The sequence below is a fragment of the Rhizobium yanglingense genome (assembly GCF_977109285.1).
In genome coordinates, this window is the sequence record NZ_CDSAWY010000005.1 from 1,684,165 (window position 1) to 1,710,718 (window position 26,554).

Annotated in this window: 21 protein-coding genes; 13 read left to right on the top strand and 8 right to left on the bottom strand. The window is 60.4% G+C overall.

What is annotated here, in order from left to right:
* Positions 1-32: 32 nt before the first annotated feature.
* From bglA to ACW4PC_RS18090, 3 genes are all read left to right on the top strand, one after another.
* On the top strand, positions 33-1,685 hold the full coding sequence (gene bglA, locus ACW4PC_RS18080; protein WP_455874670.1) for a beta-galactosidase BglA: 1,653 nt from the start codon (positions 33-35) through the stop codon (positions 1,683-1,685).
* Positions 1,686-1,706: 21 nt separating this feature from the next.
* The gene (locus ACW4PC_RS18085; protein ID WP_455874671.1) at positions 1,707-2,795 is read left to right on the top strand and encodes an ABC transporter ATP-binding protein; all 1,089 of its coding nucleotides are present in this window, start codon (positions 1,707-1,709) and stop codon (positions 2,793-2,795) included.
* Between the two features lie 168 nt (positions 2,796-2,963).
* Positions 2,964-3,317 (top strand): hypothetical protein, encoded by a 354-nt coding sequence (locus ACW4PC_RS18090; protein ID WP_074066708.1) that lies wholly within the window; start codon positions 2,964-2,966, stop codon positions 3,315-3,317.
* 53 nt (positions 3,318-3,370) lie between these two features.
* Here the strand turns inward: ACW4PC_RS18090 and edd are convergent, their stop codons facing one another.
* The 5 genes from edd to ACW4PC_RS18115 all read right to left on the bottom strand — a co-directional run bounded on the left by edd (position 3,371) and on the right by ACW4PC_RS18115 (position 10,325).
* Positions 3,371-5,191 (bottom strand): phosphogluconate dehydratase, encoded by a 1,821-nt coding sequence (edd, locus tag ACW4PC_RS18095; RefSeq protein ID WP_455874672.1) that lies wholly within the window; start codon positions 5,189-5,191, stop codon positions 3,371-3,373.
* Between the two features lie 65 nt (positions 5,192-5,256).
* On the bottom strand, positions 5,257-5,955 hold the full coding sequence (pgl, locus tag ACW4PC_RS18100) for a 6-phosphogluconolactonase (RefSeq protein WP_455874673.1): 699 nt from the start codon (positions 5,953-5,955) through the stop codon (positions 5,257-5,259).
* An 11-nt stretch (positions 5,956-5,966) separates the two neighbouring features.
* Positions 5,967-7,442 (bottom strand): glucose-6-phosphate dehydrogenase, encoded by a 1,476-nt coding sequence (gene zwf, locus ACW4PC_RS18105; RefSeq protein WP_455874674.1) that lies wholly within the window; start codon positions 7,440-7,442, stop codon positions 5,967-5,969.
* A 135-nt stretch (positions 7,443-7,577) separates the two neighbouring features.
* The gene (locus ACW4PC_RS18110; protein ID WP_455874675.1) at positions 7,578-8,876 is read right to left on the bottom strand and encodes an NAD(P)/FAD-dependent oxidoreductase; all 1,299 of its coding nucleotides are present in this window, start codon (positions 8,874-8,876) and stop codon (positions 7,578-7,580) included.
* A 12-nt stretch (positions 8,877-8,888) separates the two neighbouring features.
* A complete protein-coding gene (locus ACW4PC_RS18115; protein ID WP_074066713.1) occupies positions 8,889-10,325 on the bottom strand; it encodes a glutamine synthetase family protein in 1,437 nt (478 codons plus the stop codon).
* A 121-nt stretch (positions 10,326-10,446) separates the two neighbouring features.
* On the opposite strand from ACW4PC_RS18115, the gene ACW4PC_RS18120 reads away from it, so the two are divergent.
* The 5 genes from ACW4PC_RS18120 (at position 10,447) to ACW4PC_RS18140 (ending at position 17,991) form a co-directional block, all read left to right on the top strand.
* Complete coding sequence (locus ACW4PC_RS18120; RefSeq protein WP_455874676.1) at positions 10,447-11,634, top strand: NAD(P)/FAD-dependent oxidoreductase; 1,188 nt, start codon at positions 10,447-10,449, stop codon at positions 11,632-11,634.
* Between the two features lie 150 nt (positions 11,635-11,784).
* Positions 11,785-11,928 (top strand): hypothetical protein, encoded by a 144-nt coding sequence (locus tag ACW4PC_RS18125; RefSeq protein WP_455874677.1) that lies wholly within the window; start codon positions 11,785-11,787, stop codon positions 11,926-11,928.
* A 295-nt stretch (positions 11,929-12,223) separates the two neighbouring features.
* The gene (locus tag ACW4PC_RS18130; RefSeq protein ID WP_455874678.1) at positions 12,224-14,755 is read left to right on the top strand and encodes a methyl-accepting chemotaxis protein; all 2,532 of its coding nucleotides are present in this window, start codon (positions 12,224-12,226) and stop codon (positions 14,753-14,755) included.
* A 215-nt stretch (positions 14,756-14,970) separates the two neighbouring features.
* Positions 14,971-16,815, top strand: coding sequence for a methyl-accepting chemotaxis protein (locus ACW4PC_RS18135; protein ID WP_455874679.1), 1,845 nt, complete (start codon positions 14,971-14,973; stop codon positions 16,813-16,815).
* 306 nt (positions 16,816-17,121) lie between these two features.
* Positions 17,122-17,991: a LysR family transcriptional regulator gene (locus tag ACW4PC_RS18140; protein ID WP_455874680.1), complete on the top strand. Its 870-nt coding sequence runs from the start codon at positions 17,122-17,124 to the stop codon at positions 17,989-17,991.
* A 3-nt stretch (positions 17,992-17,994) separates the two neighbouring features.
* Here ACW4PC_RS18140 and ACW4PC_RS18145 read toward each other — a convergent pair whose 3' ends face one another.
* The 3 genes from ACW4PC_RS18145 to aceA all read right to left on the bottom strand — a co-directional run bounded on the left by ACW4PC_RS18145 (position 17,995) and on the right by aceA (position 20,767).
* Positions 17,995-19,086, bottom strand: a complete 1,092-nt coding sequence (locus ACW4PC_RS18145; protein ID WP_455874681.1) for a helix-turn-helix transcriptional regulator — start codon at positions 19,084-19,086, stop codon at positions 17,995-17,997.
* A gap of 108 nt (positions 19,087-19,194) precedes the next feature.
* Complete coding sequence (locus tag ACW4PC_RS18150) at positions 19,195-19,431, bottom strand: SMc00767 family acetate metabolism repressor (RefSeq protein WP_455874682.1); 237 nt, start codon at positions 19,429-19,431, stop codon at positions 19,195-19,197.
* 22 nt (positions 19,432-19,453) lie between these two features.
* Positions 19,454-20,767 (bottom strand): isocitrate lyase, encoded by a 1,314-nt coding sequence (gene aceA, locus ACW4PC_RS18155; RefSeq protein ID WP_455874683.1) that lies wholly within the window; start codon positions 20,765-20,767, stop codon positions 19,454-19,456.
* A 159-nt stretch (positions 20,768-20,926) separates the two neighbouring features.
* Here aceA and ACW4PC_RS18160 point away from each other — a divergent pair, with 159 nt between their 5' ends.
* From ACW4PC_RS18160 to ACW4PC_RS18180, 5 genes are all read left to right on the top strand, one after another.
* Positions 20,927-22,339, top strand: a complete 1,413-nt coding sequence (locus ACW4PC_RS18160; protein ID WP_455874684.1) for a helix-turn-helix domain-containing protein — start codon at positions 20,927-20,929, stop codon at positions 22,337-22,339.
* Positions 22,340-22,490: 151 nt separating this feature from the next.
* On the top strand, positions 22,491-23,576 hold the full coding sequence (locus tag ACW4PC_RS18165) for a polyamine ABC transporter substrate-binding protein (protein ID WP_455875052.1): 1,086 nt from the start codon (positions 22,491-22,493) through the stop codon (positions 23,574-23,576).
* Positions 23,577-23,673: 97 nt separating this feature from the next.
* Positions 23,674-24,816, top strand: a complete 1,143-nt coding sequence (locus tag ACW4PC_RS18170; protein WP_074066722.1) for an ABC transporter ATP-binding protein — start codon at positions 23,674-23,676, stop codon at positions 24,814-24,816.
* Positions 24,817-24,818: 2 nt separating this feature from the next.
* Complete coding sequence (locus ACW4PC_RS18175; protein ID WP_455874685.1) at positions 24,819-25,730, top strand: ABC transporter permease subunit; 912 nt, start codon at positions 24,819-24,821, stop codon at positions 25,728-25,730.
* 3 nt (positions 25,731-25,733) lie between these two features.
* Entirely contained in the window at positions 25,734-26,552 is an 819-nt protein-coding gene (locus ACW4PC_RS18180; RefSeq protein ID WP_455874686.1) for an ABC transporter permease, read from the top strand.
* The last annotated feature ends 2 nt before the right edge of the window (positions 26,553-26,554 follow it).

The following is a 26,554-nucleotide window of genomic DNA, read 5'->3' on the forward strand; positions in this document are numbered from 1 at the left end:
ATCCCAACACGACACATCCCGCAGGAACAGACATGAGCATGGCATCCCAAACCAATTTGACAGTCGACAAGGACTGGTGGCGCGGTGCGGTAATCTATCAGATCTACCCGCGCTCCTTTCAAGATTCAAACGGCGACGGCATCGGCGATCTGAAGGGCATCACCGCCCGCCTTCCGTATGTAGCAAGCCTCGGTGCCGACGCGATCTGGATTTCGCCCTTCTTCACCTCGCCGATGCGCGATTTCGGCTACGACGTTTCGGACTACGAGAACGTCGATTCGATCTTCGGCACGCTGGTGGATTTCGACACGATGATCGCCGAGGCCCATCGCCTCGGCATCAAGGTGATGATCGACCTCGTCATCTCGCACAGTTCGGACCAGCACCCCTGGTTTGCCGAAAGCCGTTCCAGCAAGACGAATGCAAAGGCCGATTGGTATGTCTGGGCGGATGCAAAGCCGGATGGCGCGCCGCCCAACAACTGGCTGTCGATTTTCGGCGGCTCGGCATGGGCGTGGGATCCGCGGCGCATGCAGTATTACCTGCACAATTTCCTGACCTCGCAGCCGGACATGAACCTGCACAATCTGGAAGTACAGGACCGGTTGCTCAATGTTGTCCGCTTCTGGCTGACGCGCGGCGTCGACGGCTTCCGTCTCGACACGATCAATTTCTATTTCCACGACCAGCAGTTGCGCGACAATCCGGCGCTGCCGCCCGCGCGCCGCAACGCTTCGACCGCGCCGGCGGTGAACCCCTATAATTTCCAGGAACACATCTACGACAAGAACCGGCCGGAGAACCTGGAATTCCTGAAGCGCTTCCGTGCGGTTCTGGAAGAGTTTCCGGCAATCGCGGCCGTCGGCGAAGTAGGTGACAGCCAGCGCGGCCTGGAGATCGTCGGCGAATACACTTCCGGAAACGACAAGATGCATATGTGCTATGCCTTCGAGTTTCTCGCCCCCGATCCGCTTTCGCCGGAGCGCGTGGAAGAAGTGATGGAAGATTTCGCCGCCGCAGCGCCCGATGGCTGGGCGTGCTGGGCATTTTCCAATCACGACGTCATGCGTCATGTCAGCCGCTGGGGTTCGCTCGTTGCCGATCATGACGCATTTGCCAAGCAATATGCTTCCCTGCTGATGACCCTGCGTGGCTCCGTCTGCCTTTATCAGGGTGAGGAGCTCGGCCTGACCGAAGCCGATCTTGCCTACCAGGACCTGCAGGATCCATACGGCATCCAGTTCTGGCCGGAATACAAGGGACGCGACGGCTGCCGCACGCCTATGGTCTGGGACTCGCAGGTTTCCCAGGGCGGGTTCTCGACCGTCACGCCGTGGCTGCCGGTGCCGGTCGAGCATATCCTGCGCGCCGTCAGCGTGCAGCAGGGCGACGAGAATTCCGTGCTCGAGCACTACCGCCGCTTCCTCGCCTTTCGCAAGCAGCATCCGGCGTTTGCCAAGGGCGAGATCGAATTCGAGCAGCCGCAAGGCGATGCGCTTGTCTTCACGCGCAGATATGGCAACGAGCAATTGCTCTGCATTTTCAACATGAGCCCGGTGGAAATCAACGTCAGCTTACCGATGGGAGAATGGCAGGCATTGACGGGACACGGTTTCACCAGCAACAACTACGGCGACAAGATCGATATTCCCGCTTGGGGGGCGTATTTCGCCCGTCTCGCGTAAGGATCAGGAGGGGAGCATCACATGACTGGACTTACTCTAAAGGAAATCCGTAAATCCTACGGCTCCGTGGATGTCCTCCACGGCATCGACCTGGAGATCAACCAGGGTGAGTTCATCGTCTTCGTGGGGCCGTCGGGTTGCGGCAAGTCAACGCTGCTGCGCATGATCGCCGGCCTAGAGAACATCACGGGCGGCGAGATGTATATCGATGGCCAACTCGTCAACGATGTCCCGCCCTCGAAGCGCGGCATCGCCATGGTGTTCCAGTCCTACGCGCTTTATCCGCACATGACAGTCTTCGACAACATGGCTTTCGGCATGAAGATCGCCGGCGAGAGCAAGCAGGAGATCGATCGTCGCGTGAGAGCCGCCGCCGAAAGCCTGCAACTCACCAATTATCTCGACCGCCTGCCAAAGGCGCTCTCCGGTGGCCAGCGCCAGCGCGTTGCGATCGGCCGCGCCATCTGCCGCGACCCGAAGGTCTTCCTCTTCGACGAGCCGCTGTCGAACCTCGATGCAGCGTTGCGCGTCGCGACCCGTATCGAGATCGCCCGCCTCAATGAGCAGATGGCCGATACCACGATGATTTACGTCACCCACGACCAGGTCGAGGCGATGACGCTTGCCGACCGTATCGTCGTCCTGTCGGCCGGCCACATCGAGCAGGTCGGCGCACCGCTGGAGCTTTACGAGCGTCCGGCAAACCTCTTCGTTGCGAAGTTCATCGGCTCTCCGGCCATGAACATCATCCCCTCTACCATCAGTGAAGCGGGTGCCACCACGACGATCACGCTCAAGGGCGGCAGGTCGGTCACGCTCGACATTCCGACCGCGGCTTCCGAAAAAGGAAAGACGGCAAGTTTCGGCGTGCGCCCTGAAGACCTGCAGATCGCCAATGGCGACGACTACATCTTCGAAGGCGAGGTCTCGATCGTCGAAGCGCTCGGCGAAGTTACCCTGCTTTATATCGAAGGCCTGATGCCGGGCGAGCCGATCATCGTCAAGCTGCCGGGCATCACCGACATCAAGAAAGGTCAGAAGATGAGGTTCGCTGCTGATCGCTCGAAACTGCATCTTTTCGATGCCGAAGGCCACACTTACAGAAGGTAGGAGACTATTTTTGGGCGGTTCTTTGTGAGCGCCTGAAACGCAGCAATCATCACTTTCTGTTAAACATCCGCTGCTAGCTTTCCCCTCATAGTTTCAAGGGGAATCAGGGTCGTGGGTGCATCCAATCCATTGCCTCCAGGGCATTTTCTCAACAAGGAAGAATCCTTCATGTACGACCGCGAACAGCGGTTCAAAATGGAGGATACGATGAACGCTGCGCGGATCGAGTACACCGAAAAGGGGGTCATGCACATGGCGTCCCGGCGCTGCGATATCATACGAATTTCGATGAGCAGCGCGATCCTGGCGATCCTGACGCAGTTCACTTTGCCGAAGCAGTTTTATCTGGATATTCCCGATGCGCGCATCACCAAGGTCGGCTGCATGCTGATGCGGGTGAACACCAACAACACCATCGAGGTCCGCTTCCTGCGCCTGCTGACGCAGAAGGAAATGAACAAGATTTTCGTCTACAGCACGCATCCGGCGCATCGCGACTACGTTCTAGACGTTCGCGCCTGATCGGACATTTCTGGAATTGAGCAAGCCCGCGATCCGTTCGCGGGCTGTTTGCGTCAGTGGAAGAGGACGCTGGCGCCGTGGTCTGAGGTGCCGACGGAGCGGCGGAACGGAGCGAAGAGCTCGCGCCCCATGCCGAATTCATTGTCCGAAAGATCGGCCGTCACCGGCTCGCGGTCCGCCAGGGTGGCGGCATCGAGGAGGACTTCCAGCGTGCCGCGGATTGCATCGAGACGGATGATGTCGCCGTCCTTGATGCGGGCGATCGGCCCGCCCTCGACAGCCTCCGGCGTCACATGGATCGCAGCCGGAACCTTGCCTGACGCGCCGGACATGCGTCCGTCCGTCAGGAGGGCGACGTGGAAGCCGCGGTCCTGCAGTACGCCGAGCGGCGGCGTCAGCTTGTGCAGCTCCGGCATGCCGTTTGCCTTCGGCCCCTGGAAGCGCACAACCGCCACGAAGTCGCGGTTGAGCTTGCCTTCCTTGAAGGCGTCCTGCAGCTCCTGCTGGCTATGGAAGACGATCGCCGGTGCCTCGATGATATGGCGGTCCGGCTTCACCGCGGATATCTTGATGACCGCCTTGCCGAGATTGCCGCGCAGCATCTTCAGGCCGCCATTCGACTGGAACGGCGTTTCGATGCTGGCGAGCACCTTGCCATCGTGGCTCTTTTCCGGTGCCGGTTCGCGAACCACCGTGCCGTTGTCGCCGAGGCGCACGTCGATCGTATAGGCTTCAAGACCCTGGCCGGCAACAGTGCGCACGTCATCGTGCAGCATGCCCTTCTTCAAAAGCTCCTTGATGAGGAAGCCCATGCCGCCTGCGGCGTGGAAATGGTTAACATCGGCCAGTCCGTTCGGATAGACGCGGGCAAGCAGCGGGATTTCCTCGGAGAGTTCGGCAATATCCTGCCAGGTGAGCTGGATGCCGGCAGCGCGCGCCATGGCGACGAGATGCAGCGTGTGGTTTGTGGAGCCGCCGGTTGCATGCAGGCCGACGACGCCGTTGACGATGGAGCGCTCGTCGATCATTTCGCCGGCGGGCGTGAATTCGTTGCCGAGCGCAGTGATCGCCAGAGCGCGCTTTGCCGCCTCGCGCGTCAGCGCTTCGCGCAGCGGCGTGCCCGGATTGATGAAGGAAGAGCCGGGCAGATGGAAGCCCATGATCTCCATCAGCATTTGGTTGGAGTTTGCCGTGCCGTAGAAGGTGCAGGTTCCCGGGCCGTGATAGGACTTGGACTCGGCCTCGAGCAGCTCGGCGCGGCCGACCTTGCCTTCCGCATAGAGTTGGCGGACACGAGACTTTTCGTCGTTGGGCAGCCCGCTGGTCATCGGCCCCGCCGGCACGAAGATCGAGGGCAGGTGGCCGAAGGAGAGGGCCGCGATCACGAGGCCCGGCACGATCTTGTCGCAGACCCCGAGAAAGAGCGCCGCATCGAACATGTTGTGCGACAGACCGATGCCGGCAGACATGGCAATCAGGTCGCGGGAAAAGAGCGACAGCTCCATGCCCGGCTGGCCCTGCGTGACGCCGTCGCACATGGCCGGGACGCCGCCGGCGACCTGGGCAATGCCCCCAGCTTCCGCCGCAGCTTCGCGGATGATCGCCGGATAGGTCTCGAACGGCTGATGGGCCGAGAGCATATCGTTGTAGGCGGTGATGATGCCGAGATTGGGCACGCGGTCGCCCGCCAGTGCATCCTTTTCGGAGGGGGAACAGATCGCAAAGCCGTGGGCGAGGTTGGCGCAGCCGAGTATCGAGCGGCTCACGCCGTTGGAAGTCGCGGCCTGCAGGCGTTCCAGATATCGCTCGCGCGTCGGTTTTGATCGTTCGACGATGCGGGATGTGATCGCGGAAATGCGTGCGTTAGCGGACATGGGAGGTATCCTGCCTTGGTTGCTCTCAAGTTTGACGTTCGGCGGCTCTGCCCGAAGGCTTGGTTTTACGGCGCCCAGTAGATTTCGACCGGGGAAGCCGCCCGGCGCAAAACGGCCCGGATCGGCATCTCGGCCTCTTCTCCGGCATTTTCCGCTTTCGCCAGCGTATCTTTCTTACCCGCGCCTTCGATGTGAAGCACCAGGAGCCCGGCATCCTGAAGGCTGGAGAAGGTGAAGGTCAGGCGCGGCTCGCCGGCGCCTTCCGCTTCCATCGTGATGATGCCGCGCGGCGTCGCCGGATCGAGCGCGGCTGCAAGGTTGCTGCCGTCGGGAAAGAACGATGCCGTGTGGCCGTCGCCGCCCATACCGAGGATCACCACATCGAACGGGTTGCCAATCGCTTTCGTCTCGGCAGTCGCAAGCTTTGCCGCATCTTCGGCAGAGCCTGATTTGTGATAGAGCGGCAGGAAGCGCGCCGCCTTCGCCTTGTTCTGCAGCAGATTGTTCGCGACCAGCAGATGGTTCGAACGCTCATTGTCCGCGGGAACGAAGCGCTCGTCAACAAGCGTGACGGTTACCTTGCTCCAGTCGAGGTCGCGGACGGAGAGCTCTTGGAAGAAGGCCCTCGGGGTCGAGCCGCCGGAAACGGCGATGCTGGCCGCTGCGCGGGCTGTGATCGCTGCAGAAAGCCGCTCCGTCACCTTGTCTGCAAGGCCGCTTGCAAGTTCCGCTGCATTGGTAAAAGCATGCAAGGTTGCTGCCATCGGTCGCGATCCTAGATGTTGTCGTGCCAGGTGCGGCCTTCACGCTCGATGAGCGCGATGGCCTGGCTTGGGCCCCAAGTGCCGGCGGTATAGCCTTGAACGAGCTGGCCGGTTGTTTCCCAACCCTTGAGCATCGGATCGACCCACTGCCAAGCGGCTTCAACTTCGTCACGGCGCATGAAGAGCGTCTGGTTGGAGCGGATGACGTCCATCAGCAGGCGCTCATAGGCGTCCGGATTGCGCACATTGAAGGCTGACGCAAAGCTCATGTCGAGCGAGACGCTACGCAGGCGCATGCCGCCCGGGCCGGGATCCTTGATCATCAGCGACTGCTTGACGCCTTCGTCCGGCTGCAGGCGGATGATGAGCTGGTTCTGGTTGATGCGGCCGGCCGCCTGGTCGAAGATTGCGTGCGGGATCGGCTTGAAGGTAATGACGATTTCCGACATGCGGCCGGTAAGACGCTTGCCGGTGCGGATGAAGAACGGGACACCCGCCCAGCGCCAATTGTTGATCTCGGCCTTGATGGCAACGAAGGTTTCGGTGTTCGAAACGCCGCCTTCGAGCTCTTCGAGGTAGCCCTTGACCGGGCCGCTGCCGGAGGCGCCGGCGCGATACTGGCCGCGCACGGTGACCTGCTCGACGTTGGAAGCATCGATCGGCTTCAGGGCCCGCAGGACCTTCAGCTTTTCGTCGCGGACCGCCTCGGAATCCATCGATGACGGTACTTCCATGGCGGTCAGGCAGAGGAGCTGCAGAATGTGGTTCTGCACCATGTCGCGCAATGCGCCGGCGGTGTCGTAATAGCCGGCGCGGCCTTCGAGGCCGACGGCCTCGGCAACCGTGATCTGCACGTGATCGATGTAATTGGCGTTCCACAGCGGCTCGTAGAGGGCGTTCGCAAAGCGCAGCGCCATCAGGTTCTGCACCGTTTCTTTGCCGAGATAGTGGTCGATACGGAAGATCTGCTCTTCCTTGAAGACACGGCCGATCGTATCGTTCAGTGACAGCGCCGAGGAAAGGTCGCGGCCGATCGGCTTTTCGACGACGATGCGCGTCGACTTGGTGATCAGCTTGTGTTCGGCGATCTTCTGCGAGATGTCACCGAAGATGCCGGGTGCGACGGCGAGGTAGAAGGCGCGGACGCGGTCCTTGCCCTCGTCCAGCAGCTTCTTCAGCTGATCCCAGCCGCCGTCAGAACGCGCGTCGACGGAGACATAAAAGAGGCGCTTGCAGAATTTCTCGACTTCCGCCTCGTCATACTCGCCCTTCTTCAGATGCTCCTTGAGGGCATCCTGCGCGAACTTGCGGTATTCGTCATCGGAAAGCGGGCTGCGCGAAGCGCCGATAATGCGCGTCGGCTCGGTGAACTGGCCCTCGATCTGGCGGTGATAAAGGGCGGGAAGGAGCTTGCGCTCGGCAAGATCGCCGCTGCCGCCGAAGACGACATAATCAAAGGGTTCGACGGGAATGATCTGGCTGCTCATGAGCTCTTCTCTCAATCAGGCTGGTTGTGGCCGTTTTAATCTAATCGATTTAAAAAAGCCAGTGTGCGATGCAATGAATCTGTCGGGTCTCGGTTTTAAAGCGAATTGCACCGGGAGGAAATCCCGCAATCGCCCTTAAAACTTGTCGCGCAGCGCGAACCACGACAAGGCGAGGAAAAGCAGCGGCGCGCGCATTGCCGCACCACCGGGAAATGCCGGAATATCGAGCGCCTTGAAGAGCTCGAGATCGGCTGATTTTCCAAGCACCGTTTCTGCATAAAGTTTGCCGCAGTAATTTGACAGCATCACTCCATGGCCCGAATATCCGCCGATTGAGGTGACGCCCGGCATCACTTCGCGCACGAAGGGCTGGCGCGGCATCGTTATGCCGACGCTGCCGCCCCAGGCGTGCGTGATCTCGATGTCCCTGAGTGCCGGATAGATTTCGGCGATCTGGCGGCGGATATGTTCGCTGATATCGCGCGGATTGTCGGCGGTATAGGCTTCCCGCCCGCCGAAAAGCAGTCGTCCATCCTTGGACTTGCGGAAATAACGCACGACGAAACGCGAGTCTGCGACGGCTTCCCCGCCGGGAAGCACGGCAGGATATTCGTGGAGCCGCACGGTTGCGCCGATGAAGGAGCGGATCGGCATGACATGGCTTGCCGTCACCGGCTCCAGATTGCCGATATAGCCGTTGCAGGCAATCAGCGCGCGGGACGCGGCAATTGTGCCCTTCGGCGTTTCGATCGTCACCTTGCCGCCGCCCTGGCCGATTGCGGTCGCCTTGGTCATCTCGAAAATCTGCGCCCCGGCATTGGCCGCAACGCGCGCCAGCCCGATCAGCAGCTTCAGCGGATGAATGTGGCCGGTGCCGGTGTCGCGCACGCCGCAGTAGTAGCGTTTGGAGCCGAGGCGTTCCTGGGTCTCCTCTCTGTCCATGAACCGCAGATGCGGATAGTCGTAACGAAGGGCCGCAATCTCGGCATTTTCAGAGTAGAAGCGCGTGTAGCTTTCCTTGTGCGAGACGTTCATCTGGCCGGGCATGAATTCGATGTCGATCTGATGTTCGGTCGCAAAATCGAGCAGGTGTTTCTTGGAAGCCTCCGCAAGATCGAAGAGCGCTTTGGAACGCTCGTAGCCGATCTTCTCCTCCAGTTCCTCCGGCCACCAGCGCTGGCCGGTGCCGAGCTGCCCACCGTTGCGGCCGGATGCCCCGTCGCCGAAACGGCACGCATCGATCAGCACGACCGAGACGCCGGCTTTCGCCAGATTGTATGCCGCCTGCAAGCCGGTATAGCCGCCGCCCACGATGGCGACGTCGCATGTCTTCGATCCGTCAAGCTGCGGATAGGTCGGCCGCTCGCCCACCGTCGCCTGGTACCACGAAACGCCCGGCGCGATGGGGCTCTGCCAGTTTTCTTGCACCGTCATGCGGCGGCCTCCTCACACGTTGAGCAGCAGGAATTCGCGTTCCCAGGGGCTGATCACCTGCATGAAGGTTTCGAACTCTCCCCGCTTCACGCCTGCATAAAGGCCGATGAATTCCTTGCCGAACACCTCCTCGAATGCCGGTTCGTCTTCCAAGAGTGCTACGGCTTCGAGCAGGCCGCGCGGAAGGTCGATCGACCCTTCATTGGCTGCGTCCTCGGTCGGTGCCGTCGGCTCGATCTCCTTGATGATGCCGAGAAGGCCCGATGCCAGCGAAGCAGCCAGGGCCAGATATGGGTTGGCATCGGAACTCGGCAGCCGGTTTTCGACGCGCCGTGCCTGCGGGTCGGAAACCGGCACGCGGAATGCGGTGGTGCGGTTGTCGTAACCCCAGGCGTTGTTGACTGGGCAGGACATGTCCGGCGCAAGGCGCCGGTAGGAGTTGACGTAGGGCGCCAGCATCACAAGTGCACTCGGCACATATTTCTGCATGCCGCCGATGAAGTGGAAGAACTCCTTCGACGCCGATCCGTCGGAATTGGAAAAGACGTTCTTGCCAGACCCGATGTTGACGACCGACTGATGGATATGCATCGCCGAGCCCGGCTGACCCTGCATCGGCTTCGCCATGAACGTCGCATAGATATCGTGCTTCAGCGCAGCCTCGCGGATGGTGCGCTTGAACATGAAGACCTGGTCGGCAAGCTCGATCGGGTCGCCATGGCGCAGATTGATCTCGAGCTGCGCTGGGCCCTCCTCATGGATCAGCGTGTCGATCTCGAGGCCCTGTTTCTCGGAGAAATGATAGATATCGTCGATCAGCTCGTCGAACTCGTTGATGCCGGCGATCGAGTAACCCTGGCCGCCGAGGATCGAGCGGCCCGAGCGTCCCTTCGGCGGGCGCAACGGATAATCCGGGTCGTCGTTGTTGGCGACGAGATAGAATTCGATCTCCGGCGCGACGACCGGTTTCCAACCGCGTTCGGCGTAAAGTCCCATGATGCGCTTGAGGAGGTTGCGCGGTGTATAGGGGACCTCCTCGCCTTCCGAATTGACAATATCGCAGATCACCTGCGCCGTTGGATCAGTCTCCCAAGGAACGACGGAAAGCGTCGAAAGGTCGGGCATCAGCTTGAGGTCGCTGTCACGGGGCTCGTAGCGGAAGCTCTCGGTCTCCTCGGGATATTCGCCGGAGATCGTGTGGCGATAGATCGCCGAGGGCAGGGCGAGCGACGTATTGGACGTGAATTTCGATGTCGGCATCATCTTGCCGCGCGGAACGCCGGCGAGATCCGGGGTGATGCACTCGATGTCCTCGATGCCGCGTGCGCGAAGCCACTGCGCCGCTTCCTTCCAGTTTGCCACACCGCGCGAAGATCCGGGATCTGGGGGAATTTTCGTAGAGGCAGGCACGTTTCTGGCAGGCTTCAGCGTCGTCTTCTTGGGTGACATGACACACATGTTCGCGGTTGATCGGAAGGTCATCATAACGGGAGTTTGGCAATTGGCGAGGGGCGGCAGCGTTGACTTTCGCCATTTGATAGAAAAAGAAGGCGCCATTCACAGAAGGGAAATGGGCTTGAGACTGAAGAGCGACGTGATCGTCATAGGCGCGGGCGCCGCCGGAATGATGTGCGCCATCCGCGCCGGGCAGCGCGGCCGCTCAGTGGTCGTGCTCGATCACGCGAAAGCGCCGGGGGAGAAAATCCGCATCTCGGGCGGCGGCCGCTGCAACTTCACCAATATCCATGCTGGCCCGAAGAACTTCCTGTCCGCCAATCCGCACTTCTGCAAATCCGCCCTTGCACGCTTTACGCCTGCCGATTTCATCACCATGGTCGACCGGCACGGAATTGCCTGGCACGAAAAGTCGCTCGGCCAGCTCTTCTGCGACAACAGTGCGAAGGACATCATCCGGATGCTGCTCGACGAGATGCGGGCGGCAGGTGTGCAACTGCGGTTGCAGACCGAAATGCTCACCGTTGAAAAAGACAGCGACGGCTTTCGCGTCAGGACGTCCGAAGGCGAATACGAGTGCGCCTCGCTCGTCGTGGCGACCGGCGGCAAGTCGATACCGAAAATGGGTGCGACCGGTTTTGCTTACCGCATCGCCGAACTGTTCGGTCTCGCGCTCGTCGAAACGCGCCCGGGTCTCGTGCCGCTGACGCTCGATCCCGTCCTGCTGGAAAGCATTGCGCCGCTTTCGGGGATCTCGGCGCCGTCCGAAATCAGGCATGGAAAAACCGGCTTCCGCGAGGCCCTGCTCTTTACCCACCGCGGCCTCAGCGGCCCGGCAATCCTGCAGATATCCTCCTATTGGCGGGAAGGGGATGAGATCGCCATCGATATCGAGCCGGATGTCGATCTTCTGATGCATCTGAAAAAAGCCAAGCAGGCGAACGGCCGCCAGTCGGCCCAGACGGCGCTCGGTGAAATCCTGCCGAAGCGGCTGGCGCACTATCTGACGGAACGCGAAGCCATTTCCGGCAACATGGCCGATCTTTCGGACAAGGGGCTTATCCGTCTCTGCGATGCGGTGCAGAACTGGAAGATCAAGCCGTCCGGCTCGGAAGGCTATCGCACCGCCGAAGTGACGCTTGGAGGCGTAGATACCGCTGGGCTCGACTCCCGCACGATGCAGGCGAAAAGCGTACCCGGCCTCTATTTCATCGGCGAATGCGTCGATGTGACGGGATGGCTCGGCGGCTATAATTTCCAGTGGGCCTGGGCCTCGGGTTTTGCCGCAGGTGAATCCTTGTAGGCACGAATCTGGAGCAGGAGATTCAAGACTCGTTAAGAAGGTTGCGCCATCGTGTCCCAATGGCCGTTAGGAAAGAGCTTCCTAAATTGCGCTTTACCGGCAAGCCGTTTTGATGGATTGTTGAGTCTTGAAAGAAGTGAGGATCTTCGCATGAACAGGAACGCTCGACGCGCCCGCGCCATCGCAATCGCTCAGGCAAAGCCTGATACGAAGCTTGCGACCTCCCGCTTCCTCATGCTCGCGGCCGGTGCAACGGCGGCACTTGTGACCCTCCTGATCGTTCAGGGCTTCTGACACATCCCTTTCGTCATACTTTTTGTGCTCTGTCCTTGCGCGGCAAACTGCTGGGCGGATACGACGATGCGGGAAGACACGATTTCAAACGGTTCAGCTTATCTGAATATTAAGATATCTTCTGTCACATTCACCGCGAATGTTTGGGCATCGCCGCTTTTGTGCCGGAGATGATTTGGCAATGATTGCCGCCTGACCCTCGGGTTCCCCAGTGTCCCACAAATCAGCTCGATGCACTCGGCCGGCGCCGATTTCAGCCGGTGGGAGGAGTGGTGTATGGAAGGCCGGTATCGCCATGTTTATTGACAAGATCCTTTCGCGCTTCAAGATCAAGACCAAGGTTCTGATCTTCGTCCTGCCTTTCGTGATCACCATTTCCGCCGTCGGCCTGACAGGCCTTTATGCCTCCGGCCTGCTGCAGGGCCGCATGGAGATTTCAAACAGCGTCCTCCAGTCGCTAAGTGGCTTCAAGGATCTGTATGGCTCGATGGGCGATTTCCTGCAGATCACCAACCAGGAAGCACGCGACAAGCTCTACACCGACATAAAGACGCAGCGGGATACGCTGAAAGCCACCCTGAACCAAATCGGCGACAATGATGGCCGCGAGAACCTGCAAGCCGCGTCGGACGGCACGGCTGGGATTGCGGATACCGTCGGCAAGCTATGGTCTCTTCATGAACAGGAGCTGGCGCTTCGCAAGTCGATCGATGACGCACAGAAGACGCTGATCAGCAGCCGTTTCAATGTCAATTACGACGCACAGCAGCTCGAGGAAAATATCCGCAACGACGAAGGCAATGCCACCGCGACGCTCCGCGCCGCCGATCGGCTGTTGAAGGGTGGCGATACGCTTGCCTCTGTCATGACCGCCTTCAACAAGGCGCAGGTGCCTGCCGACAAGTTGAAGGTCGTCACCGACGCGATCCCGCAGATCGCCAAGGCGCAGCGCCTCATCGAAATCTCCGTGCCGCAGAACCAGAAGAGCATGACGCAGTCGATTGCCCAGACGATCAACGACCTGAAGACGCAGGCGGCAGCCCCTGATGCAGCGACCGATGAAGCGATTGTCAACCTTGGCCGCCTTGTTTCCCGCTTCCGCCAGATGTCGACCTATACGCAGTTGACCGCCACGCAGATGATGCGGGAAGCGACGACGACCTTCGTCGAGCTCGACGGCCGCATCGCTCAGACGAACTCCGTTCTCGAAGACACTCGCCGTCTTGAGACCTCGATCTATTCGCTGCAGCTGGTGCTCGGCGAATTCACCGCCAAGCCGAACCCGGACAACCGCGTTCGCCTGCATCAGGAAATCACGACGCTTGGCACCAACCTGAACACGCTGCTTGCGAGCGCCAAGGGCATGGACTTTGCGGAAGACATCGTTGCCGCCATGTCGCCCGCACTGGCGTCCATGGACAGCGACGGCGAAAAGCTGGTCGCGACAATCGGCCAGCGTACCACTGACTATGCAGCCGCCCGTCAGCAGCTCGATAGCGTCTGGGGCCAACTGACCACCTTCGCCGAGCTGCAGAAGCAGTCGGCAGGAACCGAGCGCACGCAGGCAAACAGCATCTCCGTTCTGACGACCGGCCTCGGCATCCTCGTCTCGATCGTCGGCGGCTTCGCCCTGGTGCTGACGCTGCAGCGTCCGATCGGCCAGATCACTGCCGCCATGCGTCGCATTGCCGACGGTGCGCTGGATACCAGCATTTCCGGTGAGAAACGGTCCGACGAGATCGGCGACATGGCCCGTGCCCTCGGCATCTTCAAGGAAAATGCGATCTCGAAGATCCGCATCGAGGAAGAAAGCGAAGAAGAGCGCGCAGCCGCCGAACAGGAGCGCCAGCGCAACGACGCCGAAAAGCGCGAGATGGATCGCCAGATCGAGCTCGCCGTCAACGAGCTTGCCGCTGGCCTCGAACGTATGGCGCAGGGCGACATTTCGACTACGATCGAAACGCCGTTCATCGGCCGCCTCGAGCAGCTGCGCCAGGATTTCAACGGCTCGATGCTGCGCCTCCAGGCAACGATGAGCCAGATCCGCGACAATGTCGAAATGATCCAGGGCAACGGCAATCAGATGGCTCAGTCCGCCGAAGATCTCGCAAAGCGCACGGAGCATCAGGCCGCTTCTCTCGAGGAAACGGCGGCTGCTGTCGAGGAGATCACCGTCACCGTCCGTTCCTCGGCGGCCCGTGCCAAGGATGCCGACCAGGTCGTTCGCGAGGCCAAGCGCAGCGCCGACGATTCGGCAACCGTCGTCAGCAACGCCATCGACGCGATGACCCGCATCGAGGACGCATCGCGCCAGATCGAACAGATCATCGGCGTCATCGACGAGATCGCCTTCCAGACCAACCTCCTGGCGCTGAACGCCGGTATCGAAGCCGCGCGGGCAGGCGATGCAGGCAAAGGGTTTGCAGTCGTTGCCATGGAAGTCCGCGAACTGGCGCAGCGTTCCGCCGCTGCCGCGCAGGAAATCAAGGGCCTGATCAACAAGTCGACGACGGAGGTCAGCTCAGGCTCGCAGTTCGTGCAGGAGACTGGTACCGTGCTTGCAAAGATCAGCGCGCAGATCGTGACGATCAGCCAGCATGTCGAGATGATCGCCCGTGCGAGCCATGACCAGTCGAGTGCGCTGCAGGAAGTCAACGCGACCGTCAATCAGATGGACCAGATGACCCAGCAGAATGCCGCGATGGTGGAGGAGACGACAGCCGCGAGCCGCGAACTTGCCGGTCAGGCGGATGCGCTTCTCGGTCTCGTCCAGCAGTTCAAGATCGACGGCGAAGGCTCCGACGCAGCGTTCTATCGCGCGGCATAAACCTTGCGCCATCTTGCCGTTCGGCAAGCGGCTTCGGTCTCCGGAGCCGCTTTTCCTTTGGTTGCAAACTGGCCATTCCGGTGCGGCTAATCCGGAAGGCAGGCAGCAGCTGTCAGCGGGCCAGTGGCAACGTCTTAGAAGGCAAGCCGGCTGCGAGAAAAATCCTTAACGCTTTTCTCCTATTCTTACTTTGGTTGTACTCACCGGAGGTCTTCATGCCGCGATTCTTTTCGACGTCAATCGTGCGTCAGGTGGTTGCGATCACGCTTGCTCTGCTCGCCATCAGCACCGCGGCGATCGTCGCTGTCACGCACCACAATCTCGGCCGATACGTGATGGAAAGCGCCGTTTCGGACGCAAAGGGCGCAAGCCGCACGATGGCGGTACTCTATGGTGCGGCGGATGCGAACGCGGCTGTCGGCGTGAGGGGGGATGAGCTTCTCTCCGTGACGGAAGAAGGCATTCCCGAAATCAAGGACCATGCCCTCGTCGATCGCACGGCCCAGTCGATCGCCGGTGTCGCGACGGTCTTTCAGAAGCAGGGCAACGACTATGTCCGCGTTTCGACCAACGTGAAGAAGGAAGATGGCAGCCGCGCTGTCGGCACCAAGCTTGCAGCCGATCATCCCGCGCAGCCGGTTCTCGCGAACGGCAAGGCCTACTACGGTCCGGCGCAGCTCTTCGGCCGGAATTTCATGACCGGCTACTTCCCGGTCAAGAGTGCCGCCGGCGCCAATATCGGCATCCTCTTCATCGGCATTCCGATGGAAGTCTATTTCGCCCGCATCAATCACCTGCAGACGATGGTTCTCGGCGTCGGCGCTGCCGTCATGCTGCTTGTCGGCGTGCTTGCCTTTTTTGCGATCCGCGCCTGCGTGAAGCCGCTGTTTGCGCTGACGCAGACCGTTCATTCGATCTCCGCCGGCAATCTTGACGGCACAATCCCCTGCCTCGAGAAGAAGAACGAATTCGGGGAGATTGGACGTGCTTTGGCCGCCTTCCGCGACAGCGCCCGCGCCCAGCAGGATCTCGAGGCGCAGGCTGCGGAACAGCGGGCGTTGAACGAAGCCGAGCGTGCCCGCAACGACGCCGATAAGCGTTCGCTCGATGGTCAGATCGACTTTGCCGTGAACGAGCTTGCGGCCGGCCTCGGACGCCTCGCCAAGGGCGATGTCTCACAGACGATCGAGACGCCGTTTGTCGGTCGGCTGGAGCAGTTGCGCGTCGATTTCAACGCATCGCTTGTCCGCCTGCAGGATACCCTCGTGCAGATTCGCGAGAACGCCAATGCCATCCAGCGCAATAGCGGCGCGATGCTGGCATCAGCCGGCGAGCTTTCCAAGCGAACCGAAGCGCAGGCCGCCAGCTTGGAGGAAACAGCAGCTGCCGTCGAAGAGATTACTGTGACCGTGCGCTCGTCTGCAGGGCGCGCTTCCGAAGCAAACAACGCGGTCACCGCCACGAAGAAGACCGCCGACAGCTCCGGGGTCGTCGTCAGCGAGGCCGTGGCCGCCATGGGGCGCATCGAGCAGGCTTCGCAGCAGATCGAACAGATCATCGAAGTCATCGACGACATCGCTTTCCAGACGAACCTTCTCGCCCTCAACGCCGGTATCGAAGCGGCGCGCGCCGGCGAGGCGGGCAAGGGGTTTGCGGTTGTCGCACAGGAAGTCCGCGAATTGGCACAGCGCTCCGCCGATGCCGCCCGCGAGATCAAGGGTCTGATCGAGAAGTCCAGCCAAGAAGTGACGGCAGGTTCTGCGCTGGTGCAGAAAACCGGCAGCGTGCTCGCCTCGATCAGCGAGGAGATCATTGCGATCAGCAAGCACGTCGAAACCATTGCCACGGCGAGCCAGGATCAGTCGGCGGCGCTGCAGGAGGTCAACGGTTCGGTCAACGCCATGGACCAGATGACCCAGAAGAACGCGTCGATGGTCGAGGAAACCACACAAGCAAGCCGCCAGCTCGCCGACGAGGCCGACACGCTGATGAGCCTGCTGCAGCAGTTCCGCATCGAAGCGTCGGCGCAGTCTCACGGCCGGGCAAGCCAGGCAGCCTGATCGGGCTTGCAGCTTGAAGGTATGGAGGAGGATCGCGCCGGAAAGGCGCGGTCCTTCTGCCTTTTGAGGCTGATGCTTGTAAGCCACGCGGTGACGCTTACGAAAGGCGAGCTTCCAAAATCCCTGTAGAAGTCATCCTCAGTCCTCTCACGTTTTTGGATTGGATGGTCGTTCTGCGAAAGGCCGAGAAAATTGGCAATCATGATCTGCTCGATCATTGGTGATGTCCTCCGTTAAAGACATCCCTTCAAATACACATCAAAAATCGCTTCATAAACATCGAAAATCCGGCTATGTTTTTCATCAATGAAAAATACCCCGTGGGACTCCTATCAGCTTTTCCTGCAGGTCGCGCGCCACGGCGGGCTCACCGGTGCGAGTGTCGCGAGCGGCTTGAGCCCGGCCACGGTCGGCCGGCGTATGCTTGAACTGGAGCAGGAAACGGGACGGATGCTGTTTGCCCGCAGCCAGACCGGCTACCGCTTGACGGCCGACGGTCAGACGCTCCTCGACCATCTCCAGGAGATGGAAGCGGCGGCCCGGAAAGTCGATGCCTGGCGCCAGGCCGGCGAGGGCGGCGCAACGGTAAAGATCGCAACCGGCACCTGGGTGGCCTGGCTGCTGACAGAAAACTTCTCCGCAATCCGCATGCCTGCCGACGCTTTCAACATTGTGCTGACGATCGGAGAGGCGCGGGCCAATCTCGCCTACCGCGAGAGCGATATCGGCATCCGCGCTTTCGAGCCGGACGAAGCCAATCTCGCCGCTCGGCTTTTGGGCGAAGTCGCTTATGCCGTCTATGTCCGGCGCAATGCCGGCGAATTGGAAAACCGATGGATTGCGGTCGCTGAGGATGAGGCCATTTCTGCCTATCTCCGCTGGCCGTACCGCCAGACGCCGGAGCCGATCGGAGCGACGGTCAACCGGCCCCGGTCACTGCCGGACCTCGTCCGTGCAGGTGCGGGAAAGGCGGTGCTCCCCTGCTTCGTGGGTGATCTCGATCCGGGACTGCAACGGCTCGGCGGCGAGCTCGCGGAGCTGCGCCACCGGCAATGGATCGTGTTGAACAACGAGGATCGCCATCGCCTGGAAATCCGCACGGTCGCAGATCGTATGACGAAGCTGCTGAAAAGCTATGCCGATCTTTTTGCCGGCAAGCGCGCCAGCCGCAGCTGAATTCTACGGCATCAGACGTCGCACAAGTGCGACCTGGCTGTTCACGCCGAGCTTGGAATAGATGTTCTTCAGATGCGTCCGGGCCGTCTCGTAGCTGATGCCATGCAGCTTGGCCGTCTCGCGCGGCGAGAGACCCGCGGCGATGGAGGAGGCGATCCGCAGTTCGCCAGCGGTCAGTTGTCGCTTTGCAGGCAAATGATCGTTCAATTCGGGGCGCGCAACGGGTATTCGCTCGATGACGACTGCTGCGGTCGGCCCCTGCAGGAACTCGGTCATGATATCGGAGGTGAGGCGCACGAGCGTGCATTTGAACGAGGCGCGGGCAGAACTGAACCTCGCGGTGAACGGCCCTGCCGCGGCGGAGGGGCGGTAGCGTGAAAAAGAGGCGAGGTGCTCGAGGAAATCGCGATCGCTGGAGCTCAGACGTCCTGTTGGCGTGACGCTGATCCCGGCATCTGTGGCGAGCATCTGTTCCGCGGCAAGATTCATCGATCGGATCTGGCGGCCTTCGCTGATATAGATGAGCCCGACGCCGATCGCGTCGAACAGCGAACGGCCCATCTCATTGCCTGCTTTGTCCCGGCGCATGAAATCGAAGGCCCGCTGCAAATGCGGCGCAAGTCGCGTCAGGAGATCGGCGTTGATCCGGTTGAACCCGGTGTCGGTGCTCGATGTCAGCGTCGATAGATTGAAGGACCGGTTGTTCTCACGAAGGATCGTCACGCCAACGCTGCTGCGGCAGCCGATACTGCGCAGAAAGTCATTGTAGAATTCCGTTTTGACGAGTTCGACATGCGGCAGCATCTGGTCGGCGATGACGCCGAGGCCGACCGGCCGGACGGCTGCCTTCGGCATCCACGGGTTTATGGTGCAATAATACCGGTTGTAGCCTTCCAGGCCGGTATCGTCCAAGCCTGAGCAGAGCGAAAATGCACCGGCGCCCGCCACGCTGTCGTGGTAGAAGAGCGTCGTCTTCGCATCGGGCATTCTCGTGTTGAGGGTGTCGAGAAAGTCCTGCCAGTCCGTTTCGCCAAACAATGCGCCATAGACCAGGTCAGTGAGAGATTCGAGATTGGCGTGCGTCGTGACGGGCATCCGGCGTCTCGTATGAGCGGATGCTTATTATGCCCGCCTTTCGTGACAGTGACAATTACGTCGAATAACGCAGATGGCGGCGCCGGAGCGGCGCCGCCATCTCTGTTCCTACATCCTGTTGGCGACGACGACGGGGATCAGGAGATCGCCCCAATTGCCGTCTCCGCCATGGTGGCGGGCGGAGCGCACGAGTTCGACCGAGACCCCGGCCTCTACAGCCTTCATCACGGACTGATTCAGCCGGTGCAGGTCGTTTGCGAGCATGCGGATCGTGGCCTGCTGATCGGCGCTCATGCTGGAGGATTGTTCGTCCGCTCTTTCGCGGACACGTGCGATGGAAGCCATGGCCTTGTCTCCTTTGGTGTGGCTATTCGGCTGCGGGTTTGAACTGGGCGTGTTCGGTCGATTCCTTCATTGCGGTCGTCGAGGACTTGCCGCCGGTGATGGCGAGCGAGACGGCATCGAAGTAGCCGGTCCCGACTTCGCGCTGATGCTTGGTCGCTGTGTAGCCCTGTGCCTCGGCGGCGAACTCGGCCTGCTGCAGTTGCGAATAGGCGGCCATCTGCCGGTCCTTGTAGCCGCGCGCCAGTTCGTACATGCCGAAGTTCAGCTGGTGGAAACCAGCGAGCGTGATGAACTGGAATTTGTAGCCCATCGCGCCGAGTTCCCGCTGGAACTTGGCGATCGTCGCGTCATCGAGGTTTTTCTTCCAGTTGAACGACGGTGAGCAGTTGTAGGCAAGCAGCTTGCCGGGATGGGCCTTGTGCACGCCCTCGGCAAAGCGCCGCGCCTGCTCCAGATCCGGCTTGGAGGTTTCGCACCAGATGAGATCGCAATGCGGCGCATAGGCAACGGCACGGGCGATGCAGGGCTCGAGGCCATTGCGCACCTGATGGAAGCCTTCGACCGTGCGCCCGGCATCGTCGTCGACGAAGGGCCGATCGCGCTCGTCGATGTCCGAGGTCAGAAGCTTTGCCGCTTCCGCATCCGTACGGGCGATGACGAGCGTGGGAACCCCCATGACGTCCGCGGCAAGCCGCGCCGCGTTCAGATTGCGGATGTGGGCCGAAGTCGGAATCAGCACCTTGCCACCGAGATGCCCGCACTTCTTTTCCGATGCCAGCTGGTCCTCGAAGTGGACACCGGCAGCGCCAGCTTCGATATAGGCCTTCATGATCTCGAAGGCATTGAGCGGTCCGCCGAAGCCGGCTTCGGCATCGGCAACGATCGGCGCAAACCATGTTTCGACGGAAAGTCCCCGATCCTCCGATGTCTCGATCTGGTCGGCGCGCTGAAGCGTGCGGTTGATCCGCTTGGCGAGTTCTGGTCCGGCATTGGCGGGATAAAGCGACTGGTCGGGATACATCGCCGAAGCTGTGTTCGCATCGGCTGCGACCTGCCAGCCGGACAGGTAGATCGCCTTCAGTCCGGCACGGACCATCTGCATTGCCTGGTTGCCAGATAGCGCTCCGAGCGCATTGACGAAATCATCCTGATGCAGCAGTTGCCACAGCCGGTTCGCCCCCATCTCGGCAAGCGAATAACGAAGTTCGACGGAGCCCCGCAATCTCTTCACGTCCTCGGGCGAATAGGGCCGCTCGATACCGTCAAAACGGCCTGCCGGAGCATTGCGGATAAGCTTGTCAAATTCTGTCACGATTTCCTCCTTCGCGATAATCATGTCCTCATCGGCTATGTGACATAATTTACAAAAACACTCGCGATGCCAGGAAAAGCTTGATTTTTAGGCGGGAATTGAGGTTAGGTTGCGAGAGCATTTACAACATTAGTTTGTTAATTTGTGAATGTTTGTAAATTCTTTCAATGCGGGAGGTGTCATATGGTCGAGCGGAAGATATTTGCTGGTCCGAAAGTTCGCCGGATCCGCAACGGCCTGGCGGTCACGCAGACGGCGATGGCCGAGGCATTGGGAATTTCGCCATCCTACCTCAATCTGATCGAGCGCAATCAGCGGCCATTGACGGTGCAGCTCCTCTTGAAGCTGGCGTCGGTCTACAAGGTCGACCTTGAGGAGCTGCAGAGTGAGCCTGGAAACAATCTTGCGCAATTGCGCGAGGTTTTCGCCGATCCCTTGCTTTCGGGCGAACTGCCCGGAGACCAGGAACTCATCGAAGTCGCAGAAGCCGCGCCCAATGCGGCAAGCGGTGTCGTGAAACTCTATCGCGCCTATCGCGAGCAGGCTATGCGGCTTTCCGATTTTGCGGTCCTGATGGCGGGAGAGGGGCAGGCACCGGCCGCTGGCGCGCGGCTGCCTGCAGATGAAGTGCGCGACGTGCTGGAGCGCCGGTCTGCCTATTTCGGCGCGCTTGAAGAGGCTGCGGAGGCTTTCTTCGTCACTCTGCCGGCGGGTGAGCGCGCGCAGGTTCTGAAGGACTGGCTGCAGAAGGAGCGTGGCATCGGCGTCCGCATCCTGCCGGTGCACGTGATGCCCGATCTGCGTCGCCGCTTCGACCGGCATTCCATGCGGCTTTTTATTTCGGAGCGCCTTGCGGCCTCCGATCAGCTCCAGGAAATCGCCGTCGAGGTCTCAACGCTCGCGCTTCGCGAGGCCATTGCGCGAGAACTGGAAACATTCAGCCTCTCGACGCAGGAGGCGAGGCGCATTGTCCGCTTCGAGCTCGCACGTTATGCAGCACTTGCGCTGATGATGCCTTACGATGCGTTCCTTTCCGCAGCCAAAGCATCGCGTTATGACATCGATATTCTTTGCGCGCGCTTCGGCTGTTCGTTCGGCCAGGCTGCGACACGGCTGACGATGCTGCAGCGGCCAGCGAATGCCGGCGTTCCGTTCTTTGTCATGGAGGCCGATGCCGCAGGCCATCGGCTGCGGCGGGGAGGAGCGGCAGGTTTTCCCCACGCGCGCTTCGGCGGCGGCTGTCCGAAGCTCAACATCCACGCTGCCTTTCTCCAGCCGGGCCAAGTTCTGGCCGAGGCTGCCGAGATGCCGGATGGCTCCGCGTATCTTACCATAGCGCGGACGCTTGAAGGGCCGCATGCGCCATTTGGCGAACGGGTCCGGCGTACAGCACTTCTGCTCGGCTGCGATATCGCGCTCAAAGACAGCACTGTCTATGGCCAGGCCCTCTCTGCGAACCTCCATCCGGTGGCAATCGGGCCTGCCTGTCGCCTTTGCGAAAGGAAGGGCTGTCTTGCGCGCGCCGAACCGCCTGTCACTCGCCCGCTTGGGTTAGATGAGATGGTAGCAGGGCTCAGTGCCTTCGATTTCCAGTGACCGGTGAAATCATTGAGAGTGCAGGATTTTGCGCTTGTCGCCTCACAAAATCCTTTCTAGTCTACCCGAAAATCCAGAGGGAAACGGTGTCCGGGGTGATGCCTGCAAAACGCTTATAATAAATGGACAGGAGATAATATGAGGTCGAAGAATCGCAAGACTTGCGGCCACGGCCGTCGTTGCCGTTTTCGCTGCAGCGCCGGGCTTTGCGCAGGAGCGTGTCGTCAACGTCTATAACTGGTCGGATTATATCGACAGTACCATCCTCGAGGATTTCACCAAGGAAACCGGCATCAAGGTCGTCTACGACACCTTCGATTCCAACGAGACGCTTGAAACCAAGCTTCTTGCAGGCGGGACCGGCTACGATGTCGTCGTTCCGACCGTTTCCTTCATGCAGCGCCAGATTGCTGCGGGCGTTTATCAAAAGCTCGACAAGTCGAAGTTGCCGAACCTGAAGAACATGTGGGACGTGGTGATGAAGGGCGTCGCCACCTTCGATCCAGGCAACGAGTACAGCGTCGACTACATGTGGGGCACGACCGGCATCGGCTATAACGTGGACAAGGTGAAGGCTGCGCTCGGCACTGACGAAAAGCCGAACTGGGATGCGCTTTTCGATCCGGCCAAGGCCGCTAAGCTTAAGGATTGCGGCATCTATATGCTGGACTCGCCGACGGACGTCATTCCGTCCGTTCTTGCCTATCTCGGCCTCGATCCGAACAGCAAGAAGCCGGAAGAGCTGGAGAAGGCACAAGATGTCCTGCTCGCCGTCCGTCCCTTCGTGCGCAAGTTCCACTCCTCCGAATATATCAGCGCGCTCGCCAATGGCGATATCTGCATTGCGCTCGGCTATTCGGGCGACGTGTTCCAGGCGCGCGATCGCGCGGCCGAGGCAAAGGCTGGCGTGAATGTCGACTATTCGGTTCCTGCCCAAGGCGCGCAGATCTTCTTCGACGTCTTCGGCATCCCGAAGGATGCGCCGCATGTCGAAGAGGCCCATGAATTCATCAATTACATGATGAGGCCGGAAGTTGCCGCCAAGGCATCGAATTTTGTCTTCTATGCCAACGGTAACAAGGCGTCGCAGCCGCTGCTGGACAAGGAAGTGATTGATGATACCGCGATCTATCCGACGCCGGAGATCATGGCTAAGCTCTTTACCGTGCCGCCGCTCGATCCTAAGGCGCAGCGTCTCGTGACACGAATCTGGACCAAGGTCGTTACCGGCCAGTAGTCGAGACTTCGGCCCGGGTGGAAACGCCCGGGCCTTTTCTTGACGACTGTCGGCCATGGGGGAGGGCCGGTTCTCAAATCATGTCTCGGGGAACAATATGAAGTCACTTGGCAATATTCGCCGCACCTTCGCGCCTTGGGCCGATCCGGCTTCCAAGCCATTTATCTCCTTCAAGAACGTGACGAAGAAGTTCGGCGACTTTACCGCCGTAAATGACCTGTCGCTGAATATCTATCATCGCGAATTCTTTGCATTGCTCGGCGCATCGGGCTGCGGCAAGTCGACATTGTTGCGCATGCTTGCGGGCTTCGAGCAGCCGACCTCCGGCGAAGTGATCCTCGACGGCACGAACCTGGCAGGTACTCCGCCCCACAGGCGGCCGGTCAACATGATGTTCCAGTCCTATGCGCTCTTCCCCCACATGACGGTCGAGAAGAACATCGCTTTCGGCCTTCGCCAGGACGGCATGCCGAAGGACGAGATTATCGAGCGCGTTATGCAGATGCTGAAGATGGTGAAGCTGGAGCAGTTTGCCTCCCGCAAGCCGAACCAGCTTTCGGGCGGTCAGCGTCAGCGCGTGGCACTCGCCCGCTCGCTTGCCAAGCGCCCCAAAGTATTGCTGCTCGACGAACCGCTTGGTGCACTCGACAAGAAGCTGCGCGAGGAAACGCAGTTCGAGCTCATGGATCTGCAGCAGAATCTCGGCCTCACCTTCGTCGTCGTGACCCACGACCAGGAAGAGGCGATGACGATGGCGGATCGCATCGCAGTCATGAGCCACGGCAAGGTCATCCAGGTGGCGACACCGGCGGAAATCTACGAGGCCCCGAACTCGCGTTTCGTTGCGGATTTCATCGGCGACGTGAACATCTTCGACGGCCAGGTTGCTTCCGCCGGGGCCGGTACGGTCGAGATTGCGGTCGACAGTGGCCTCACCATCAAGGTCGCGACATCCGATAAGCCTGCAAAGGGCAGCAATGCCGGCTTTGCGATCCGCCCTGAAAAACTGAAGGTGCTTCGTCATCCGCCGCCGAACTCTTCGGTTAATGCGGCCTCCGGCGAGCTTTGGGATATCGGCTATCTCGGCGATATGACGGTTTTCCATGTCAAGCTGAAGAGCGGAAAGGTCGTGAAGGCTTCCTCGCTCAATGCGCAGCGTGCGGTCGATGATCCTTTCACATACGATCAGGAAGTCTGGATCTCCTTCGCCGAAGATGCCGGCGTGCTGCTGAGGGATTGACCATGGGCAAGCTCGGTTCCGCGATCTACAGCCGCCTCGTGATCATCGTTCCCTATGCTTGGTTGCTCATCTTCTTCCTGGCGCCGTTCTTCATCGTCTTCCGCATCTCGATGTCGGCAACGGCGATCGCGATGCCGCCCTATACGCCCGTCTTTTCGCTCGGCGATGGCTGGACCGGCTTTTGGGACAAGGTATCGACCTTCTCTTTCGAAAATTACAGTTATCTCGTCGACGATCCGCTGTATTTCAACGCCTATGTCTCGAGCGTCGTTATCGCCGCGATCTCGACATTCCTGACGCTACTCATCGCCTATCCGATCGCCTATGGCATGGCGCAGGCCCCTCGCAGCATCCGTCCGACACTGCTCATGCTCGTCATCCTGCCGTTCTGGACGAGCTTCCTGATCCGCGTCTACGCCTGGATCGCGATCCTGAAGCCGGAAGGCCTGCTCAATCAGGTGCTGCTGGCCACCGGGATCATCGACAGTCCGCTCATCATCCTAAACACCAACATCGCGGTCTATATCGGCATCGTCTACTCCTACCTGCCGTTCATGGTTCTGCCGCTCTATTCATCGCTGGAAAAGATGGACGGGACGCTGATCGAGGCCGCGCAGGATCTCGGGTGCACGCCGATCACGGCCTTTTGGCGTGTGACGTTCCCGCTTTCGCTGCCGGGCGTTATCGCCGGCTGCATGCTGGTTTTCATCCCGGCCGTCGGCGAATTCGTCATCCCCGACCTGCTCGGCGGATCGCAGACACTGATGATCGGCAAGACGCTCTGGAGCGAGTTCAATTCGAACCGCGATTGGCCGGTCTCCTCCGCAGTCGCGACGATCCTGCTGTTGATCCTGGTGATCCCGATCGTCTTTTTCCAGAACGCGCAAGCCAAAGCCGACGAGCAGGGAAGGTAAGCCATGCTGCAATGGACCCGCTTCAATATCGTCTCGGTCACGCTCGGCTTTGCCTTCCTCTATCTGCCGATCGTCCTGCTCGTAATCTTCTCGTTCAACGAATCGAAGCTCGTCACCGTCTGGGGCGGCTTCTCGACGAAATGGTACGCACAGCTGTTGTACAATCAGGCTTTGCTCGACGCTGCCTGGGTGACGGTGCGCGTGGGCGTGCTCTCCGCCACGTTGGCTACCATCCTCGGCACGCTCGCGGCGCTCACGCTCGTACGCTACACGCGGTTTCGCGGCCGCATGCTTTTCTCCGGGATGGTCTATGCCCCGCTCGTCATGCCCGAGGTGATCACCGGCCTTTCGTTGCTGCTGCTCTTTGTGGCGATCGGATTTGACCGCGGCTTCTGGACGATCACGCTGGCGCATACGACGCTGACGATGTGCTTTGTCGCGGTTGTCGTGCAGTCGCGTCTGGTGAGCTTTGATCATTCGATCGAAGAAGCGGCGCAGGACCTCGGCGCTCCGCCGGTCCGGACCTTCTTCGAGGTGACGCTGCCGATCATTGCGCCTGCCGTCTTTTCGGGCTGGATCCTGGCATTCACCTTGTCGCTCGACGACCTCGTGATTGCGAGCTTCACGTCAGGCCCGGGCGCCACGACCCTGCCGATGCGAATTGATAGCCAGGTGCGCCTCGGCGTGACCCCGGAAATCAATGCGGTCTGCACGATTTTGATCGGTATCGTGACGGTCGGGGTCATCTGCGCTTCGCTCGTCTCCAAGCGCCGCGAGATACAGCGGGAACGCGATGAGCGTGCGGCAGCCAACGCGCCTTGAAA